This window comes from Bengtsoniella intestinalis, assembly GCF_039719005.1.
GTDB classification, from domain to species: domain Bacteria; phylum Bacillota; class Clostridia; order Oscillospirales; family Oscillospiraceae; genus Oscillibacter; species Oscillibacter intestinalis.
In genome coordinates this window covers 430,658-450,963 of the sequence record NZ_CP133584.1, presented here as the reverse complement: position 1 = coordinate 450,963, position 20,306 = coordinate 430,658, and the positions used below count along the sequence as shown (strand labels likewise).

Annotated in this window: 15 protein-coding genes; 12 read left to right on the top strand and 3 right to left on the bottom strand. The window is 43.0% G+C overall.

All coding sequences use genetic code 11. From position 1 onward, the window contains the following. Positions 1-4: 4 nt before the first annotated feature. From RFF05_RS02300 to RFF05_RS02285, 4 genes are all read left to right on the top strand, one after another. Positions 5-1,417: a protein NO VEIN domain-containing protein gene (locus RFF05_RS02300; protein ID WP_409968820.1), complete on the top strand. Its 1,413-nt coding sequence runs from the start codon at positions 5-7 to the stop codon at positions 1,415-1,417. Next, the gene (dcm, locus tag RFF05_RS02295) at positions 1,405-2,367 is read left to right on the top strand and encodes a DNA (cytosine-5-)-methyltransferase (RefSeq protein WP_409968819.1); all 963 of its coding nucleotides are present in this window, start codon (positions 1,405-1,407) and stop codon (positions 2,365-2,367) included. Before RFF05_RS02300 ends, dcm begins: the two co-directional genes overlap by 13 nt. A 45-nt stretch (positions 2,368-2,412) precedes the next feature. Beyond that, positions 2,413-4,212, top strand: coding sequence for a DUF6119 family protein (locus RFF05_RS02290; RefSeq protein ID WP_409968818.1), 1,800 nt, complete (start codon positions 2,413-2,415; stop codon positions 4,210-4,212). A gap of 405 nt (positions 4,213-4,617) precedes the next feature. Then, the gene (locus RFF05_RS02285; RefSeq protein ID WP_409968817.1) at positions 4,618-5,535 is read left to right on the top strand and encodes a GTP-binding protein; all 918 of its coding nucleotides are present in this window, start codon (positions 4,618-4,620) and stop codon (positions 5,533-5,535) included. 74 nt (positions 5,536-5,609) lie between these two features. Here RFF05_RS02285 and RFF05_RS02280 read toward each other — a convergent pair whose 3' ends face one another. Together RFF05_RS02280 and RFF05_RS02275 are read right to left on the bottom strand one after the other, a co-directional pair. Beyond that, positions 5,610-6,983 carry a glutamate synthase-related protein gene (locus tag RFF05_RS02280; RefSeq protein ID WP_409968816.1) on the bottom strand — a complete coding sequence of 458 codons (1,374 nt, stop codon included), beginning with the start codon at positions 6,981-6,983 and terminating at the stop codon, positions 5,610-5,612. 97 nt (positions 6,984-7,080) lie between these two features. Beyond that, a complete protein-coding gene (locus RFF05_RS02275; protein WP_409968815.1) occupies positions 7,081-8,262 on the bottom strand; it encodes a YgeY family selenium metabolism-linked hydrolase in 1,182 nt (393 codons plus the stop codon). A 213-nt stretch (positions 8,263-8,475) separates the two neighbouring features. Here RFF05_RS02275 and RFF05_RS02270 point away from each other — a divergent pair, with 213 nt between their 5' ends. From RFF05_RS02270 to RFF05_RS02235, 8 genes are all read left to right on the top strand, one after another. Continuing rightward, positions 8,476-9,846, top strand: a complete 1,371-nt coding sequence (locus RFF05_RS02270) for an IS4 family transposase (protein ID WP_409966964.1) — start codon at positions 8,476-8,478, stop codon at positions 9,844-9,846. A gap of 414 nt (positions 9,847-10,260) precedes the next feature. Continuing rightward, complete coding sequence (locus RFF05_RS02265) at positions 10,261-11,310, top strand: tripartite tricarboxylate transporter substrate binding protein (protein WP_409968814.1); 1,050 nt, start codon at positions 10,261-10,263, stop codon at positions 11,308-11,310. Between the two features lie 191 nt (positions 11,311-11,501). Continuing rightward, complete coding sequence (locus tag RFF05_RS02260; protein WP_409968813.1) at positions 11,502-11,960, top strand: tripartite tricarboxylate transporter TctB family protein; 459 nt, start codon at positions 11,502-11,504, stop codon at positions 11,958-11,960. A gap of 15 nt (positions 11,961-11,975) precedes the next feature. Beyond that, positions 11,976-13,481 (top strand): tripartite tricarboxylate transporter permease, encoded by a 1,506-nt coding sequence (locus RFF05_RS02255; RefSeq protein ID WP_409968812.1) that lies wholly within the window; start codon positions 11,976-11,978, stop codon positions 13,479-13,481. Beyond that, a complete protein-coding gene (locus RFF05_RS02250) occupies positions 13,478-14,773 on the top strand; it encodes a lactate racemase domain-containing protein (RefSeq protein WP_409968811.1) in 1,296 nt (431 codons plus the stop codon). Before RFF05_RS02255 ends, RFF05_RS02250 begins: the two co-directional genes overlap by 4 nt. A 51-nt stretch (positions 14,774-14,824) precedes the next feature. Continuing rightward, positions 14,825-15,931 carry a M24 family metallopeptidase gene (locus tag RFF05_RS02245; RefSeq protein WP_409968810.1) on the top strand — a complete coding sequence of 369 codons (1,107 nt, stop codon included), beginning with the start codon at positions 14,825-14,827 and terminating at the stop codon, positions 15,929-15,931. Positions 15,932-16,123: 192 nt separating this feature from the next. Continuing rightward, complete coding sequence (locus RFF05_RS02240) at positions 16,124-17,038, top strand: AraC family transcriptional regulator (RefSeq protein WP_409968809.1); 915 nt, start codon at positions 16,124-16,126, stop codon at positions 17,036-17,038. 79 nt (positions 17,039-17,117) lie between these two features. Then, a protein-coding gene (locus tag RFF05_RS02235; RefSeq protein ID WP_409968808.1) for an IS3 family transposase occupies positions 17,118-18,511 on the top strand; the annotation gives its coding sequence in 2 pieces (ribosomal slippage) (positions 17,118-17,658 and positions 17,658-18,511; 1,395 coding nt in all). A 103-nt stretch (positions 18,512-18,614) separates the two neighbouring features. Here the strand turns inward: RFF05_RS02235 and uxaC are convergent. Then, positions 18,615-20,021 (bottom strand): glucuronate isomerase, encoded by a 1,407-nt coding sequence (uxaC, locus tag RFF05_RS02230; RefSeq protein ID WP_409968807.1) that lies wholly within the window; start codon positions 20,019-20,021, stop codon positions 18,615-18,617. Positions 20,022-20,306 lie beyond the last annotated feature (285 nt).

Genomic DNA, 20,306 nt, shown 5'->3' with positions numbered 1-20,306 from the left:
AGCTATGTATCAGGTGCCTGAAGCATATTATATTCGTATCCACCATGTTCGCCCGAGATTTAAGAACGATATTGAAAATGTCCTCTTATATATGGCGGGTGAAATTTCGAAGCTACCAGCTCTGTCCAAAAAAGAGTTCAACGAAAAACTGGATGAAGCAATTTATCAGTATCCCGGAAATATCACTAAGACTCCTAAAACGATACATAATTGGAGAACGGAAATATCCTCCTTATTTGGCTTTATCATAAATGATGAAGGGGTTTGCAGACCGGGCGAACGTGCAATAGAGTTATACAAATCGGAAGATTTAGTTGAGGGATTCAAAAAGTTTCTATATACGTTTCAGTATCCGGGAGCTCATATTAAGGCACACGAAAACAAAGTCTTGATAGAGCAAGGTGTTCATTTTAAGCCAGCGAAATTTATTCTCAAGTTGCTAAAAAAGGCAGAAGAAATTGAGGGAAAACGAGTTGGTATAACCAAGGGTGAAATCTGCCATTGTGTTCTAAATGATTTGCGTTGCGTCAGAGATCAAGAAGATGCCGTGGATACTTGGAAACGTATTAAAGATAACCGAAATGATGCAATCGAATATGATATGACAGGCGATGTCATTCGGTATGCGGGTGATATTCTAGATTATATGGAGATTGCCAACTTACTGACTACTTATGATAGCAGAAGTTATTATCTCAACACCCTAGAGAACGAAATGATTTTGAAGTTTATCAATTCGGCTGAGTGGTTTAAAGGTTATGACCGTATGATTGCCAATCGAGCAGCAACTTTAGATGAAATCAATGCTTGTAATTTGGCATGGGCTGAGTATGTAAATCAAGATTTGGGTTCTACTGATTTTGCTACAGATATTTTGGCATTCATCGCACAAGATGATGAAGAATATGAACAGCTCAGACAACAAAGCCTAGAGGCTTTTGAGGACAAGCTAGATACAGATGCTATCACATCGACTAAGGATATTGGCGATATGGGTGAGGGCATGGTATACGGTCATGAGTGCCAGCGAGTAAAGGTTGGTGGCCGAAGTGATTTGATACACTTGATTAAAAAAATACCTACCCAGTTTGCTGTTGGATATGATATTCAGTCGGTAGAACTAGATGAACTAAAACGATATATCGAAGTAAAAACAACGATTAGTATGAAACCATTGCACTTCACCAAAATTCATCTGACCCCCAATGAGTGGAATACAGCAAATACAAGCAGAGACAGATATTTTATTTACCGGCTCGCTATTAGCAAGCAAGACAAGAAACTATTTATTATGCAAGATCCCGTTGGGCTGTACAAACGTGATTTGATAGACATGATTCCTAGAGATGGAGCTGAAATCACGTTTGACACCAAAACATTGGGGTATTATGAGGAGTTATTATCATGGGCAAATTAAGAGTAGCCTCTCTGTTCTGTGGCTGTGGTGGTACAGATGTGGGACTATTGGGAGATTTTGAGTTTTTAGGGAAACACTACGAAGCGAACAATATGGAGATTGTCTACGCAAATGACATCGAACCAACAGCTTGCAGTATTTTCGAGAAAAACTTTGGAATCAAGCCAGACGATAGAGATATTAGAGAAATCAAATCAGAGGAACTTCCTGACTTTGATATTTTGACAGGTGGATTCCCCTGTCAATCCTTTTCCATTGTTGCACAAAATCCCAAACGATTGGGCGTGAAAGACGATAGAGGCAAGCTCTTTTTCGAGATGTGCCGAGTGTTGAGGGATAAGCAACCCAAATGTTTTATTGCCGAAAATGTGAAAGGTATCTTGTCTGCGAATGGCAAGGACGCATTCCCTCTTATTATCAAAGAGTTTGAGGATAGCGGCTACGATGTCAGTTACAAACTGCTGAATTCTGTCAATTTTGGTGTGCCACAAAAAAGAGAGAGGGTCATCATCGTAGGATTCAGAAAAGATTTGAATATTCGATTTAATATTCCGGATGGTTTTATGTCCGCTGATGATAGCTATGTTGCCTTACAGGAGGTGCTCGAAGATGTGGTTGCTGACAAATATTTCTTCAGTGAAAAGGCCGTTGCAGGTATGATGAAGAAGCGAGAGACGATGAATAAGGGCCGTGCACAGGACGTAACCAAACCTTGCAATACTGTGGGTGCACACTTAGCAAAAGTTTCTTTGAATAGCACTGACCCAGTGTTGAAAATCGACGGGAAGTACAGACGATTTACCCCTAGAGAGGTGGCTCGTATTCAATCTTTCCCTGAGGCTTTCCATTTGGTCGAAAGTGAGTCCGCTCAATATAGAGCGCTTGGTAATGCCATTCCCCCTGTCATGTTCTGGTATATTTCTAATAGCATATCAAACTTTTTAAAATAAAGCATTTTCATAGTTTCCATAAAATTTTATGAGGAGGAGAATGTGATGTCTGCAACAAATCAAACTGGCGAAACTCAATATAGTATATATAAAATAAACTTTGAAGAAGTTGAAAATGTTTTTCAACTCAAAGAGGATAAAACAAATAAACCATATGTGGAAAAGACAATCAATGCTCTTGTCAACAGTATTGTTAGGCTATTAAACAAAAAACCAAAATCAATTTATAGTAAAATTGATTTTGACGGATTTTTCGGGGTTGTTTTTAAAACTGTTCATGATCCAAGTTGGCAAGATATGGCCAACTTATTAATAGAGAAAAGCACATGCGATAATTCTCAAAAGAATATTTTACATATTAACTCCTTAACGAATTCTAATGTTTCATATGTTTTGTTATATCAAATAGAAGAGAACTTATTCGCTATGACAGGTGGTTATGGTAGCAATTATATAACAAAATTTGCTGAGAAAAACTTTGGGATTTACCTTTTACCCAAAATTTTTGAAAAAGATAGTACGGTAATAAAACAGATTAATCAGAATAGTCTAACAGGCAACCAATCCTCGTCACAACATGCCAACAGAAAACCAACAAGCTTTAGCTTAGAACGAGATATGAGCAATATCTTCAGGCAATTAGGTGTTGAAGCAACTAAAGAAATAGCCGAAAAGCTAGGTATTTATTTCGATGACAATGAATCTGAAAACAAAAAAGTGAATATTCTTAATAAAGACTCTATTGTTATTAGACGACCTATTTCTCTTTCACAACTAAAAAAAGTTCTTAGTCGAATTGTAACACTTGAAAAAAGTAAGGATAATTTTGTTATGAACTACCTTGTTTTAGCTAAAAAGAAAGGTTTTAAAAACACTGATTTATTTTCTTCTTTGATTGAAGCAATACTTAATGAAGACTACAATAATTTTATTTTAGTTGGTGACGACTATCAAAGTTATTATCTAAATGCCTCTACGTATTGCCTTATTGATGAACAAGCAGGGGAAAAATTGATCGAGCAAAGCGAACCTATACTCTTTAAAGATGTTATAGAAAAGGTAAAACAAAGCAGATATGGACTTACGATAAGCTCTTTAACTCGAATGTTGAAAAAATATTCAATAGAAACTTATGACAATGTAGGAAATGTTATTTTGTATAGAATTTCACTTTTTAATTCAATACAAGGGCATATTGACTTTGGAGCGAATAATATACCTTGCTTTTTATTCAACGGTACATGGTATGTAATTGATGCTAAATACGAAGATCAACTCAAAGATGAATTTGCGTCATATGTAAAAAATATAGAGTCAAATATATCCGAAATAGCAAAATCATTCAATTTGCTTGATACAAAAAGCACTGAAGATCAATACAATCAGTCTCTTTATGATAATCCAAACGTTCTTGTCGCACACACCATCTTAGAAAGTAATATAGAAATAGCTGATGCAATATTTTTTGATGATGAAAAAATATATTACATGCATAATAAGACAAGTTTCAGTGGTGCAGGAGCAAGAGATATTATAAATCAAATTCAAACTGCTGCTAATTATTTTCAGATAAAACTTGCTCAATCTGATAGAGAGGATTTTCTCAGAGGATATTACAGTAAAATCAAAGAATTGTACATTAAGAATGCAAAAACGCCTACAATTTCAGAACAAGACTTCATAGATCTGATGATTAGCAGTAGGAAAAAATGTTATATAGCAGGATTTATTAAGTCTTTTTCTACAGGCACTCGTTCCAATTATGCTAAATATTTAACGGTTGAAACGCAAAAACGATTAACAAGTAAAGGGTATGAATTTTTAGCAATGAGCCTTTCTAAATAAAGCACGAAAAAAAGTATTCGCACCAATATTCATGGTACGAATACTTTTTTCTCTTTGCAACTCTAAAATCGGATAATTTTCATTTTACCCTTATCAGTAGTCGCCTTTGGTCGTTCTTTTTTTTGATTCGAGTGTATTTGCCTGTGGTGATTTTGAGATTTTTCATGTTAATAAGCCTTGTTTTATCCTATAAATGTTGCGATTTCGGTAGGGGTAAATTGATTTGACACGAAGGGGATTCGCCCCCTCGTACTCCCCTTGCGAGACTAGTCAAACTCCCCCGTGGGGATAAATTTCTACCGTTTTTCTACCGTGTTATGATAAATGTGATCATCCTTGGTTTATGATTGAAATTCTAATACGTTTGTAGTATACTGGGATTACCAAGAAAGAAAGGGAGTTCTTATGATTCAACTTATTTTAGCAACAGGATTTTTAGGTGCTGGGAAAACCACTCTAGTTAAGCAAATTATTGACACGTACAAAACATATAAAATTGGTGTGATTGTCAATGAATTTGGCGAAATTAATGTAGATGGAGCACTTTTGACCCAAGAAGGTGTGCAAATGGCCGAGCTGTCTAATGGATCTATTTTCTGTGCCTGCATTAAGGATAAATTTGTGGATAGTCTGATTCAGATGACGCTGCGTGATTTGGACTATGTGTTCATCGAAGCCTCTGGCTTGGCTGATCCCTCTAGTATGCAACAAATTTTAAACGGGATCGCTCACAAAGTGCTCAATCCTTATGATTACAAGGGGTCTATCTGTGTGGTGGATGGACAATCGTTTTTAGATTTGATAGAAGTCTTACCAGCCATTACCTCTCAACTGGAGTTTTCAGGTGCTGTTATTGTCAACAAAGCTGATTTGGTGGACGAAGAGCAGTTGCAAGCCGTCTTTGAACGGGTGGAAGAAATCAATGACCATGCCACCATTTATGTCACAAACCATTGTAGCGTGGATATTGAGCAAGTGGTATCTCAACTCCATGTGCCAACCCTTGACAGCCGTCCTACCACCAATACCTTTGCCAATCGTCCAGCTTGTTTTGTGGCAAAGGGCACAGAGATCATGTCTTACGAGGCGTTAGAGCTGTTTTTGGCAGAGTTGTTGCCCCACACCTATCGGATGAAGGGGTTCGTGAAAACCGACCGAGGTGACATGGAAATTAGCACAGTTGGCAACAATCTGCAACTTTTGCCTTGGTCTGAGCCATTGGAACAAAACCAATTGGTAGTGATTTCTGCAGTGGGCATTAAAATGATGAGCCTTTTGACAAAAGCCATTGCCACCCATGCCCAAGGAAAATTGAAGCTATAAAACAACTATATTTTAGCGTAGAAATCCCCTAGTTTTCATCTGTTTTATGAAAACTAGGGGATTTTTGTATAAACTTATGGGTGAGGGATGGCGGTATAGTCGACGATGTCACGGCTTAAGGTGCACAAATCTGAAAGTGAAAGCTGATGCACATCACTGTGGCCTGTAATACGGGCAAAGGTTTTCAATTCCTCATTGGAAACACGTAAGAAATTGTATACCCGTTGGGCAGCAACGTCTTCTTTGAGTCGTTGGCGCAAGTCTGGGTCTTGGGTGGCGATACCCACAGGGCAGCCACCAGAACCACAAATGCGGTATTGCTGGCAAGCGGCGGCAATCAAGGCCGACGACGCAATGGCCACAGCATCGGCACCCATGGCAATGGCCTTTGCGAAATCAGAGGACACACGCAGACCACCTGTGATCACCAATTGGATGTCGGAGCCCACACTGTCAAGATACGCTCTGGCGCGGTGAAGGGCATAAATGGTGGGTACAGAGGTAGATTCCCGTAAAAACAAGGGACTAGACCCAGTGGCACCGCCGCGGCCATCAATGGTGACAAAATCAGGGCTTGCGTACACACAATAGGCCAAATCTTGTTCGATATGTCCAGCGGCAATTTTGATACCAATGGGGCGGCCTTGTGACACGTCTCGCAGATACTCTACCATGGATTTTAAATCTTCTTTGGAGTTTAGTTCAGGGAATTTAGAGGGGCTTTGCACATCTTGCCCTTGGGGTTTACCACGGAGGGTAGCAATGTCGGCAGTGACCTTTTCACCGGGCAAATGACCGCCCATACCGGGTTTTGTGCCTTGGCCGATTTTGATTTCAATGGCATCAGCGGCCATGAAATTTTCTGGTGTGGCACCATATTTATTGGGCACATATTCAAAGATATATTTGTAAGAGGCGGCCTTTTCTTCAGGCAAAATACCACCTTCACCGCTACACATAGCGGTTTTGGCCATAGCAGAACCTTTGGCTAAGGCCACTTTGATTTCTTTAGAGAGGGCGCCAAAGGACATATGGGAGATATAGACAGGGCTATCTAAAACCATGGGCTTTTTGGCGTGCTTGCCAATGACGGTTTGGGTGTTGACAGGGGCATGGTCGTCCAGTGGTGGAGGACAGAGTTGTGCACCCAATAGGAGAATATCATCCCAACTTGGCATGGGCATTTTGGTGCTCATGGCGGCATGAAGAGAGTGCCCAGAGGCGGCGATTTGGTGAATTTCAGCCATATATCGCTCGGAAGCATCTTGACGGGCAAATTCGCCATAGGCTAAGTTGCGTGCTGGCGCTTCTTTGGGAGGTTCTGGTTGGATGGGGTGGAATTTGTCTAAGGGCTGTTTACAGAGAGGACACACCCCAATTTCGGATAAGGGTTTGCCTTCTTTTTCTTCGTCAAAAATATATTGACAAATGCTACATTGATATACCATAAAATATCCTCCTTTTAGATGTTGTTATCATAATAAAAGTCCCATTTATAGCAAGTGTATTTGCACCCATTTTATTATTTTTCATCGACGAAGGCGATTATTGTAGTAATGTTTTCAAAACGGCATAGTAACATTGACAAGCGCCTTCTAGCTGAGATAGTGTAATGTATTCATCGATGGTATGGGCGAGACTTTCTTCTGAGGGGCCAAGGCCGATGGTGGGGATGTTTGCCTCGCCAGCATAGTGGCTCCCATTGGTGCAGAAATTATATTGGGTGATGCTGGGGGTGAAGCCTGCGTGGGTGAGCCCTTGGTATACGGTTTGGACAAAGGGATCATCCTTGTCATACAGCCATGCTGGGAAAAAACGTTGGCCTGTGATAGGTTCTCCAGTGTAGCATTGCTCTGTGCCTGTGGCAAAAGAAACCTTGGCTTGTAAAGTGGGGTCAGATGCCATCCTTGTTTTCAACAAAGCCTGTAGCGGCGCCAAAACACTCTCTGGAGTTTCACCGACCAGTAAGCGGCGGTCATAGGTGGCGCGGCAATAGCTGGGCACCACGGAGGCACCGGGATAGGGCGTGGATTTGATGTCAGTCAATTCTAAAATGCCATCACCAAGCACACGATGATGGGGAAGGGGAAGGAGTTGAATCGTCTGTATCAACTGGGTCATTTTATAAACCGCATTGACGCCTTTTTCAGGGTTTGCAGAGTGGGCGGGCACACCGAAGGTTTCCACGACCAATTCACCGCGCCCACGTTGTCCGATTTTTAAGTTTAGCCCAGAGGCTTCGCCGATAATGACATAATCAGGACGTACATAGGCGCTGATTTCCCGGGCGGCGACCCCTTCAAAGCATTCCTCGTGCACCACGCCAGCGACATAAATATCTCCAGCAAACGCGCCTTTGCAATCTTGGACATAGCAAGCGGCGGCCATCATCATGGCCGATAGAGCGCCTTTCATGTCTGAAGCGCCACGACCGTATAGCTTGCCATCTTCAATCTCAGCGGCAAAGGGTGGGTGTGTCCAGAGGGTGGCATCGGGTACGGGAACCGTGTCCATGTGACCATCGAATAAAATGGCGGGGCCTTCTTTGTTGCCTTTGATGTGGCAAATGCAATTGCCGTAGCGGTCGATGTGCACGTGGGTGAAGTTGTGGGCGTTGGCAAAGGCGGTGAGGGCATCTGCTACACCCTGTTCTTCGCCACTGTAGCTTTTGATTTGAAGCAATTGCTGGCAAAATGCGATGAGCTGTTCTTTGCGTTGGGCTGTCATGAAACCATCTCCTTTTGTGTTAGGATGGGTGTGGGGGTATGTTTAGTATACCACATTTTCAAGAATTTGGATATTAATTTGAGAAAAAAGGGGTGTACAAAACGCAATGTCATTAAGATAAGCCTGGGTGCTACAAGAAAAACACCCAGAACCTTTTAAAAAAAGCTTGACAATTACAAAAAAATGTGCGGTCGCCTTCATTGACCAAAGTCAATGAAGGCGACCCTTGTTATTGAGCATAACGCTGATAACAAAGGAGATGCACACATGACATTCACAACAAAAAACATAAAAAGAACACTAAAAAAATCCATAAAAGCCCTTTCGCAAAACGCTGTAAAATATGCTGAAAATCCAGAAAAAGACTTCACCCGAAATAGGAAGTTACCATTTGAAAAAGTAATTGAAACAACCTTATCTCTCACAGGAAAAACACTATATGGGGAATTATCCGAACAATTCGGCATACATTCATCCTCACCTACAGTATCCGCTTTTGTGCAACAACGAAACAAAATCAAATCAACTGCCTTCGAGGATTTATTCCACCAATTTGTTGCCGAAACAAACCAACCCATCACCCACCGTGGCTACCGCCTTTTGGCTGTGGATGGCTCTAGTTTGCACGTTCCCACCAACCCAAAGGAAGTGGATTCTTACCATCAAAAGGCCAATGACTCCAAGCCTTTTAACCTTTTGCACCTCAACGCCATGTACGATATTTTGCGCAAAACCTACGTGGATGCAACGGTTGAAAAGGGTGAAAACAAGGCCTTTGCCACCATGGTGGCACGTAATCAATCAAAAGTACCCACCATTTACATTGCTGATAGAGGCTACGAATCGTACAATAATTTCGCTCATGTGCAAGAAAGAGGGCAAAAATTCCTTGTCAGAGTGAAGGATTCTGCTTCACGCAACGGTATTTGTCACGGATTATCTTTGCCTGTTGGTGAGGAGTTTGACGTTTCACTGACGCTACACATTTCACGCAAGCAAACAGCGCAAGCCAAAAATCAAAACCTGAAATTTATCGCCCATAGTTCACCATTTGATTTTTTACCCTGCAAAACAAAGAAAAATGAAAAAATCGAGCCATATCCGTTACATATTCGCCTCGTTTGCTTTAAACTTTCTGAAAATTCTTACGAAACGGTTGCCACAAATTTGGATAAAAGTGAATTTGATTCTGCTGCCCTCAAGGATTTGTACGCCAAGCGATGGGGTATCGAAACGTCCTTCCGCTCTTTGAAATTCACCGTCGGATTGCTGTATTTTCACAGCAAAAAGACGAAGCTTCTTCTTCAAGAAATCTTCGCCAAGTTGATTATATACAATTTTACACAGTTGATAACCTCGTGCATTGCTGTAAAAAAAGTTACCAGAAAGCGGGTTTATCAAATAAATTTCGCTGTTGCCACTCAAATTTGTCGTAAATTCTTTGGGAAGAATGTACCCGTCGCCGAAGTTGAAGCCTGCATCGCAAAAAACCTAACACCCATGCGAAATTTGCCCTCAAACCCACGCAAGCGACGCAACACGAACCCCAGAACCGACACCTCTTTTTTCTATCGCTTGGCGTAATGCCACGTTATAAGGACAAGCAAGCAGATTGAAAAATCTGCTTGCTTGTCCTGCGCATTTTTAGATTCCGATGATTTTTTATTAGCTGTTCTTGCGTTTCAATAGCTTAACTTAATGACATTGGTATTGTCAGTGGCTTGTTTTTTTGATGTGGAAAAAGTCAATTTTTTCAAGTTCGGCATTATAAACAACTTTTGAAGCGTAATTTAAGCACATTGTACTTATAACGATTTACCTTGTTAAAAAGTATGGTAATCTATGGCATTATTTGCAATGTACACGGCAATTTTAGCAATTTCCAATTCTTGTGTGAACGGGTACTATAGATTCAAGCCAAGGAATACTCTTGGTGGAATACAACAAGGCGTAAGGGTACGCAACAAAGAAGAAATATTTTATAGAGGAGAAATACGTATGAAAAAAGTTCTTGCATTCTTGCTGGCTGCTAGCATGATGGTGATGACTGGTTGTTCTTCTAGTTCTGAAACAACTACCACTACCACTGAAACCACTACTACTGAAGCTGCAACCACCACTGAGGTTGCCACCGAAGAAGATCCCTATGCTGATTATCCCAATGCTCCTGTTCAAGTTACTGTCCAATGGGCCGCAGGCGGCGGTGCTGACGTGGTGTTCCGTGCTCTGGCAGAAGTGTTCCCCACCTATGCCAACGGCCAACCTCTGGTCATCAACAACGTTGAAGGCGCATCTGGCGTTACCGGTAGCACCGAATTCATGGAAGCTACTCCCGATGGTTATGAGCTGATTCACATCAACACCGCTCACATCACCAAAATTCACATGACTGAAGTGGCTTATGACTCCTTCACCTTCGAACCCGTTTGTATGGTGTCTGGTAGCCCCCAATATTTGCTGGTGCAAGCTGATGCTCCTTGGGAAACCATGGAAGATTTGGTAGCTGACGCAGCTGCAAACCCCGGCATGATCACCATTGGTAACGCTGGCATCGGCGGCGGCGACCATATGTCTGCTGTTTTGTTTGAAATCGAAGCTGGCGTTGAATTCGCACACATTCCCTTCAGCGGTGCTTCTGGCGCTCTGACTGGTTTGCTGAGCAGCGAAGTTGATGTTATCACCAGCAATGCTCCCACTGGCTTGACCAACGTGGAAGCTGGCGAACTGCGTATCTTGACCAACTTCGGCGCCAACGAACTGGCTCGTTTCCCCGAAGTGGGCACTATTGTTGATGACGGCTATGACTTCTCTTATGACCAATGGCGTGGCGTTGCAGCTCCCGAAGGCACTCCTGCTGAATTGGTAGAAAAAATCAGCGAAATCTTCAAGCAATGCGTGGAAGATCCCACCTTCATCCAAATGATGGCTGACATGGATGCTTCTGCTATGTACATGGATACCGATGCCTTCGTGGACTATCTGGTTGAAGAAGATGCAAACTTCATGCAAGTTATCGTAGATAACGGCTTCGGCGATCGTTACGTCTAATCTTGCACATTTAAAACTGCACACCCTAATACACAGACGCTGGGGACACAGGGACGCTGTGTCCCCAGCGTTTCTTAACTCTAAAAAAGATGGGCACTGGGAAAAACACGATAAAATAATTTTCGTTGTCGTGCTTTTCCTAGGGCTCGGAAGAAACTGTTACAAGACTATAGAAAACGGAGGGAATTGTTTTGAAACAACGTTACGGGCTATCGGATATTATTATTTCTCTGGGCGCCACCGCTCTTGGGATTTGGATTTATTGGCTGTCTCAAGATTTGCTGACTGCTACTTTGGGGCTGGGTGCCAATGGTTGGCCTCGCATCATTGGGATTTTGTTTATGTTACTTGGTGTTAGCCAAACTGTTATGGTTTTACGTGGTGGCATCAAAGTGAAAAAAGTCGACTTTGACTGGAAAGAATCTGCACCTTTGCTGTTGACCGTGGGCACATCTTTGGTGTATGTGGCATTGCTGAAAACAGTGGGTTTCCCCATTATGACCCCCATTTTAATGTTTTTGACCATGCTGTATTTTGGGTATCGTAAGTATGTGAAGGGGATTATTTTAAGCATCATCATCCCCACTGTTATTTATGTGCTCTTCACCAATGTGTTTTACGTATTTTTGCCTGCTGGCATTCTGGGTTAAGGAGGGAAGTGAAGTATGTCTAGTGAATTATTAGCTGGGTTTGCGTTTGTATTGCAACCAATGCCTTTCCTTTATATGCTCTTTGGCGTGGTAGAAGGCATCGTTATCGGCGCATTGCCCGGTTTGTCTGGTTCCATTGGTATTATTTTGGTGCTTCCTTTGGTGTACACCATGGATAGCCAAATGGCGCTGGTTATGCTCTGCGGTATTTTCTGTGGTTCTATGTTCGGCGGCTCTGTGTCTGCTATTTTGCTCAACACCCCTGGTACCCCTGCTGCGGCCGCGACCTTGTTAGACGGCTACCCCTTGGCTAAAAAGGGTGAAGCTGGTAAGGCCATCGGTACTGCCGCCATCGGCTCTTTCATCGGCGGTTTGATTAGTAGTGTTTGCTTGATGATGATTTCTCCTCAGCTCAGCAAGATAGCACTGCAATTCAACGGTGCTGACTATTTCTCTCTGGCAATCTTTGGTTTGACCTTGATTGCTGCTTCTTCTGGTAAGAACGTGGGTCGTGGTTTGCTGAGCGGTTTGTTTGGCGCCTTCTTGGGTACCTTTGGTACTGACCCCATTTTGGGTTCCTCTCGGTTCACCTTTGGTTCCCATTATTTGATGAACGGTTTCTCTTTGCTGCCTGTGCTCATCGGCGTGTTTGCTGTTAGCGAAGTGTTCGCTCAAGTGCTTAGCAAGGATACCACCAATGTGTACGCTGAAAAGAAAACTGTCAGCCGTATGATTCCCACCATGGCAGAGTTGAAGGATATCTTCAAGGTTTCTGGTATGGGCGGCGTTGTGGGTGTGCTCATTGGTATCATCCCCGGCACAGGCGGCTCCATCTCTTGCTTCTTGGCTTACAACCTGTCTAAAAAGATGTCTAAGCATCCTGAACTGTATGGCGAAGGCTCTTTGGAAGGCATTGCCGCTTGCGAATCGTCTAACAACGGTACCACTGGCGGTGCATTGATTCCCATGTTGACCTTGGGCGTTCCTGGCGACGTTATCACCTCTGTTATGTTGGGTGCCTTGGTGCTCATCGGCGTGACCCCTGGTCCTATGCTCTTTACCTCTAGCCCAGAAATTGTGTATTCCATCTTTGCTGGTATGTTTGTCATTCAGTTCTTGATGCTAGGGGTAGGCTTGCTGTTTGCCCGTGTGGCACACTATGTGTTGCGTGTGCCTACCAACGTGATGATGCCTGTGATTTTGGTGTTGTGCGTGGCTGGTACGTATTCTATCGCCAACCAAATTTACCATGTGGCAGTTGCGTTTGCCTTTGGTATCATTGGTCTTTTGATGAAGAAATTCCATTTCCCTGGCGCACCCATGATTTTGGGTCTGATTCTGGGGCCCATGGCAGAAACCAACTTGAACCGTGCATTGCAGGTGTCTAAAAACGACTGGACAATCTTGTTCACCCGTCCCATTTCTTGTGCGTTCTTGATTGTTGCAGTGTTGTCTGTGGTTCTGCAAACCCGTAGTTTGATGAAGGAACGCAAAGCTAAAATGGAGGAACAAAAAGCATGATTACTACTGGAGGAAACGGTAGCTGGAGTACCATTGAAAATCTCCTAGAACCAATTCAATTACCTAAAATGGTAAAAGTCCGTCAAATTCAACCACATCCTCCTGCTGTGGATGTGGAAGCTGAAATCATCCGCCAAATCGCAGAGAAAAATCTGCTGGCACCCATCAAGGCTGGCGACACCGTTGCCATCACCTGTGGGAGCCGTGGCATTGCCAATATGCCTTTGGCTGTGAAAACCATGGTACGTTTGATTAAAGAAGTTGGCGGTGACCCCTTCTTGGTGCCTGCTATGGGTAGCCATGCTGGTGCCACTGCAGAAGGTCAAACCCAAATGCTCATCGGTATGGGCTACGGGGAAGAAGAAATGGGTGCACCCATCCGTGCCACTATGGAAACTGTGGAACTTGACCACACTGACGATGGTTTGCCTGTACTGTGTGATAAATACGCCGCTGAAGCTGACCATCTGGTTGTGATGAACCGCATTAAGCCCCATGTCTGCTTCCGTGGGCCATATGAATCTGGTCTGATGAAGATGTTCACCATCGGCCTTGGCAAGCAAAAGGGCGCCAACATTGCCCACTCCTTGGGCTTTGGTCATATGCCACACCATATTCCTGACATTGGCAACAAGTCTATTGCCAAGCTGAACGTGCTGTGCGCCATTGGTTTGATTGAAAATGCCTTCCATGACACGGCTGTTTGTAAAGTGCTGGCCAAAGATGAAATCGCCAAAGAAGAACCTGCTCTGCTGGATCAAGCGAAATCTTTCGCCGCATATCTGTTCTTTGATCAATTGGATACCTTGATTATTGACGAAGTGGGCAAAAACATCAGTGGTTCTGGCTTCGACACCAACGTGGTGGGGCGTTATCACTCTGAATGGGTATCTGGCGGTCCTAAGATTAAGCGCGTTGTCATTCTGGATATTTCCAAGGCTTCTAAGGGTAACGGCAACGGCATTGGTATGGCTGACTTTACCACCCGCCGCGCTGTGGAAAAGTTTGACTTTGCTCAAACCTATCCAAACACCTTGACTGCCACCTTGACTGGTAGCGTGAAAATCCCCATGACCCTGCCCAACGATTTGCAAGCCATTAAGTCCTGTGTGAAAACCAGCAATCTGGTTGATTTTGCCGATGTGACGATGGTGCGTATTCACAACACCCTGTGTTTAGATGAAATTGAAGTGTCTGAAAATCTGTTGCCACAAATCCGTGACGATGCACGCTTTGAGATTTTGTCTGAGCCATATGAAATGGTGTTTGACCAAGATGGCAACCTGTTTTAAGTTGCTCTGAAAAAGAAATATTCTATTGAGAAAAGAATGAGGAGAGTTCCTATGACCATTCAAGAAGAAATTCAAGTAAAGCTACAACGTGTACGTAGCCTGTTCGACGGCAACGATGTAGATGCCATTTATCTCAAGCGTCAAGATAACTTTTCTTGGCTCACCGCTGGTGGCATTAGCTATGTGGGTTTGGGTGAAATGGGTAACTGTGGTTTGCTGGTGACCCGTGATGCAACCTATGCTATCACCAACGACGTGGAAGCTGCCCGTATGCGTGATGAAGAAAAATTAGAAGAACTGGGTTTCCCCATTCATACCGCTGTCTGGTATGAAAATAGTTTTGAAGGCGAAACCTTGAAAAGCTTGGTACCCTCTGGTAAAATTGGCTTTGACCATGGCAATGCCATTGGTCCCAACGTTGGCAATGACGTGAAACTGCAACGGTTCTCTTTGACTGAAGGGGAAGTGGAACGCTATCAAATTGGTGGCGCTTTGGTGGCTCGTGCCATCGAAGAAACCATTTCTCAAGCACGCCCCGGCGATACAGAATATCAAGTGGTGGGTAATTTGGTCAAGCGTATCCGTGAACAAGGTATGGATGTTGTGTCTGCTATGTGCGCATCTGATGAACGTATTTACAACTATCGTCACCCTGTGCCCACCGATAAGGTGATTCGTGAACGTGTGCAATTGGGCGGCAATATGCGCTATAAGGGTTTGATTATCTGCTGTACTCGTTTGTTGAACTTTGTGCCTGTCACCCCAGAATTGGCTGCCCAATATCAAGCCAATGTTGAAATTGACTGTGCCATGATGCTCAACTCTCGTCCTGGTACTGCATTCACTGCTGTCTTGGAAGACGCACGCAAGGATTACGAAGCCCACGGTTATGGTGAACAATTCAAAAAGCACCATCAAGGTGGTCCCATCGGGTATGTGGCTCGCGATTATCGCGTGGACTTTGGCACACCCGGTGTGATTCAAGAAAATCAAGCCTTCTGCTGGAATCCCTCTATTTCTGGCACCAAGAGCGAAGATACCATTATCTGCACTGCTGATGGCATCATCCCTGTGACCCGTCCCATCATTGCACCTAAAATGACGGTGACCGTGGGGGGTGAAACCTTCACCCGTGCTGCCATTTGGGAAGCATTTTAAGGGAAAATACTCGTAAATATCAACAAAAACAGCCTCGATTGCAATCTGCAATCGAGGCTGTTTTTTTATAAATCAAACCCAGTAGGGAAGGTTTGATTTATAAAAAATTGACAAATGTTTGAAAAAGGTGTACACTGTGAAAATACAAATACGACTTCCAACAAAACCAACGGCAAATGGAGTGTGTAGTAAATGAGAGAAAAAATTCATCAACAACGCGTGTTTGTCACCCAACATATTGATACGGATTATGAAATCCATCATTATTTGGATGAAATGAAAGGGGATATTCCCCCTGCAAGCCATAATTTTTATCCCACTCACAGTCACAGTTTCTATGAGATTTATTTTTTGGTCTCTGGTAGCGTGACCTATCAGGTGCAAAATACTTTCTTCCAGTTGAACACTGGGGATGTGCTTTTGTTCAATGTGGATCAACCCCACTGTCCTATTTTTAAGAAAAATGATCAGCGGTATGAGCGGATTGTCTTGCGAGTTTCACCTCATATTCTAAAGGAGTTGTCTTCGGAAGAAACAGATCTCTGCGCACTATATCATCAGTCAATTTTGGGCTTGTTGCGCTTTGACCCTGCTCAGCGTAATAACATTCGCCTTATTTTGGGGAAGTTGCAAGAGGTGCAAGACCAAAATGGATTTGGTTCGGATTTGTTGTATAAAGCCTATTTGGTAGAATTATTTGTGATTTTAAATCGGTTTAGTCAAGTGGCACCCAGTAAGGATGAGGTGATTGGCAGCCATACGAAAAAAGGTCAAATGATTGAAATCATCAATCATTATATCGAACAAAATTGGGAAAAACCCTTGCGTGTGGATGATTTGTGCGAGCAAGTGTACTTGAGTAAGTATTATTTCATGCGATTTTTTAAGGAAATGACGGGTATTTCGGTGTATCATTACATCATTCAAAAACGGCTCATGGGTACCATTTCCTTGATGGAAGCAGGTATACCCATCACATCAGCTTGCTTGCAATGCGGTTTTGGGGATTATTCTTGCTTTTTCCGTGCATTTAAAAAACAATTTGGTATCCCACCAGCTCAGTATTTGGAAATAAGCAAAGAAGATGCCGCCAATACGCCTAAGTAAGATGTGAAAAACGCCTACAGAATGTACCGACCCCCAAAAGTTAGACCTAAAAATCTAACGATTGGGGGTCGGTATTTTCATGGCAAAATACAGTTTTGAATTTAAGAAGCAAGTAATCATGGCATACGAAAACCAGGAAGGCGGATATGAATCTTTAGCGAAGAAATATGGTATACCATCACTAACCACAGTAAAAACCTGGCACAAGTCATACAAAGAGTTTGGTGATGATGGACTGGTTCGCTCCAGACAAAACAAAAGCTATCCTTTCGATTTTAAGCTTTCTGTGGTAGAATTATATCTAACAACAGAAATATCGTATCAGGAACTGGCTTTGAAGATGGGCATCAATAATCCATCTTTAATTACCCGTTGGGTGAATGACTTCCGCATAGTGGGTCCTGATGCGCTTCGAGAAAAGAGCAAAGGACGGCGACCAAAGATGGCTAAACCTGAGAAAATAGACCATACAGACGACCATGGGGCATATTTAAAGCAGCTTGAAGATGAGAATCTAAAGTTGCGAATTGAGGTTGCCTATTTAAAAGAATTGAGGAGGTTGCGCTTGGAAGAAGACGCACAGAACAAAGAGCAAGAAGTATCTGCGACCTCCGGCGATTGTTCCAATTAAAAGATATTCTTGCTGTTTTAAAGTTCCCAAAAGCAACCTATATGTATTGGCAGAAGCGATTTGACAAGGAAAATCCAGACAAAGAAATTGAAGAAAAAATCCTTGAAATTCGCGATGAACACAAGAATTTTGGCTATCGTAGAATTTTGGGTGAGCTTAGGAACGCAGGTTGGCACGTCAACAAAAAGAAAGTCCAACGGCTGGTGCAAAAGCTTGGTTTGCAAGTGAAATCCTACACACGCAAGAGCCGAAAATACTCGTCTTACAAAGGGATTGTGGGCAGAATATGCAAAAACTGGGTCAAAAGACGATTCAACACCAACATTGTGCATCAAAAAATCACAACAGATACCACTGAGTTTAAGTATTACACATTTGACAGCAACGGTAAATTGATAACGAAAAAGTTATATTTAGATCCATTCTTGGATATGTTTAACGGCGAAATTTTAAGCTATAGCATTACCAAAACACCATCGGCAGAAGGCATTATGGCTGCGTTAAATGAGGCCATCGAGGTCACCAACGACTGCAAATTCAGAAGAACTTTTCACTCGGACAGAGGCTGGGCATACCAAATGAAACGCTATTCTAGGACGCTGAAAGAGAACCGCATCTTCCAAAGCATGTCTCGGAAAGGCAACTGCCTGGACAACTCTGTGATGGAAAATTTCTTTGGTCTTCTCAAGCAAGAAATCTATTACGGCAATACGTTTTACAGTTTTGATGAATTGAAATTAGCCATAGAAAACTTCATTGATTATTACAATAACAAGCGCACAAAGCAGAAGCTAGGCTACTTCAGTCCTGTAGAATACAGACTGAAGTATCTCGCTGCATAAAAATAACGTAGCAGCCGCAGCTGCTACGTTATCAAGTCTAACTTATTGGGGTCACTACAAGAACCGATGGTTCTGTAGACGTTTTACGTTTTGTGATTTAGAGTTACAGATTGAAATAGCGAGCAGCATTGTTGAAGGAAATGCCTTCAACGATTTTTTGCAGTGCTTTTTCGTCGTTGGGATATTCACCGTCTTCCACCCATTGGCCAATGAGATTACACATAATGCGACGGAAATAATCGTGACGTGCATAAGACAAGAAAGAGCGGCTGTCGGTGAGCATGCCCACAAAGTTGCCCAGAATGCTGAGGTTAGCAAGGGAAATCATTTGGGCTTCCATGCCAGTTTTAGTGTCGTTGAACCACCAGCCAGAACCGTGTTGCAGTTTGCCAGCCAATTCACTATTTTGGAAACAGCCAATCAAAGCGCACACGCGGTCATAATCCCCGGCATCCAGAGAGTAAATGATGGTTTTGGGGCATTGGTTGGTGTAATCCAGAGCAGAAAGGAACTTGGCAATGGCGTGGATACAATCATTTTGACCCACCATATCAAAACCACTGTTGGAACCCAGTGCTTCAAAGCGTTTTTGGTTCATATCACGCAAGCAGGAATAGTGGAGCTGCATGGCAATGTCGAGGCGATGGTAATTTTGAGCCAAGTGCATCATAATCACAGTTTGATAGCCGTCGATTTCGTCTTTGGTCAAGGATTGGCCAGCAATGGCTTTTTGATAAATGGCATTGGCTTGTTCCATGGTGCATTCCACGTAGGGGATATAATCCAAACCGTGGTCAGTGGCGCGGCAACCAAGAGAAACGAAAAATTCTAAGCGTTCGGTCAATGCGGCGCAAATTTCTTCCACAGAATTCAAAGCATCTTTGCCTACGCTGGCAGCCAGCTTGCCGATGTAGGCCACAAAGCCAGCTTTGCCAATGTTGATGGCATTGTCAGGACGGAAAGAAGGGCAGACTTGGGTGGTAAAAGTGGGGTCATCAGCCAATTTCTTGTGCCATTCCAAAGAATCAATGGGGTCGTCAGTGGTGCCGATCATGGCCACCTTAGACTGGGCAATCAAACCACGAACAGTGAGATTTTCATCTTCTTGTAGTTGGCGGTTGGCCAGATTCCAAACTGCATCTACTGTTTCGGAACAGAGGTAACCCTCATAGCCAAAATATTTGCGCAATTCCAAGTTCGTCCAGTGATAAAGAGGGTTGCCGATGGAAGGTTCTAGTGCTTCCACATATTTTTTCATGCAGTCAAACGGTGTTTGCTCACCAGTGATATAGGATTCATCGATACCGTTGGAGCGCATCAAACGCCACTTATAGTGGTCGGCTTCCAGCCAAGCTTCGTGGAGGTTGCTAAAGCGGCGATTTTCGTAAATTTCCTTAGGGTCAATATGGCAGTGATAGTCCACCAATGGCATATTTTCAGCATAGGTGTGGAATAGGTGTTTGGCAGTTTCAGTCTTCAATAAGAAGTCTTTATCCATAAAATTTTTCATACATAATCACACAGGTTCACCCCTGTGCTTACCTCCGTTTTGATTGTAAAGTTGGTTGGTGAAAACAGGGAAAACCCTTGGCAATTCCTGTTAACTATATTATACACCGCTGGCGCTGTGAAGCAAGCTTTTTCCGTTGGTTTTGGTATATTTTGTCGTTGTGCACAAAAAGTGTTTTCCACTTTTTCCATCTGGTCACTAGACCAAATTGATGAGATGTGTTATAGTATAAGTATTGAAAGTAAATATCTACAGTTCTAACGTTTTGAAGCTGATTTTACAGGG

Excerpts from the sequence above, each read along its gene's own strand:
- RFF05_RS02300 (WP_409968820.1), top strand. The coding sequence starts at position 5 with ATGTATCAGGTGCCTGAAGCATATTATATTCGTATCCACCATGTTCGC.
- dcm (WP_409968819.1), top strand. The coding sequence starts at position 1,405 with ATGGGCAAATTAAGAGTAGCCTCTCTGTTCTGTGGCTGTGGTGGTACA.
- RFF05_RS02290 (WP_409968818.1), top strand. The coding sequence starts at position 2,413 with ATGTCTGCAACAAATCAAACTGGCGAAACTCAATATAGTATATATAAA.
- RFF05_RS02285 (WP_409968817.1), top strand. The coding sequence starts at position 4,618 with ATGATTCAACTTATTTTAGCAACAGGATTTTTAGGTGCTGGGAAAACC.
- RFF05_RS02280 (WP_409968816.1), bottom strand. The coding sequence starts at position 6,983 with ATGGTATATCAATGTAGCATTTGTCAATATATTTTTGACGAAGAAAAA.
- RFF05_RS02275 (WP_409968815.1), bottom strand. The coding sequence starts at position 8,262 with ATGACAGCCCAACGCAAAGAACAGCTCATCGCATTTTGCCAGCAATTG.
- RFF05_RS02270 (WP_409966964.1), top strand. The coding sequence starts at position 8,476 with ATGAAGGCGACCCTTGTTATTGAGCATAACGCTGATAACAAAGGAGAT.
- RFF05_RS02265 (WP_409968814.1), top strand. The coding sequence starts at position 10,261 with ATGAAAAAAGTTCTTGCATTCTTGCTGGCTGCTAGCATGATGGTGATG.
- RFF05_RS02255 (WP_409968812.1), top strand. The coding sequence starts at position 11,976 with ATGTCTAGTGAATTATTAGCTGGGTTTGCGTTTGTATTGCAACCAATG.
- RFF05_RS02250 (WP_409968811.1), top strand. The coding sequence starts at position 13,478 with ATGATTACTACTGGAGGAAACGGTAGCTGGAGTACCATTGAAAATCTC.
- RFF05_RS02245 (WP_409968810.1), top strand. The coding sequence starts at position 14,825 with ATGACCATTCAAGAAGAAATTCAAGTAAAGCTACAACGTGTACGTAGC.
- RFF05_RS02240 (WP_409968809.1), top strand. The coding sequence starts at position 16,124 with ATGAGAGAAAAAATTCATCAACAACGCGTGTTTGTCACCCAACATATT.
- uxaC (WP_409968807.1), bottom strand. The coding sequence starts at position 20,021 with ATGAAAAATTTTATGGATAAAGACTTCTTATTGAAGACTGAAACTGCC.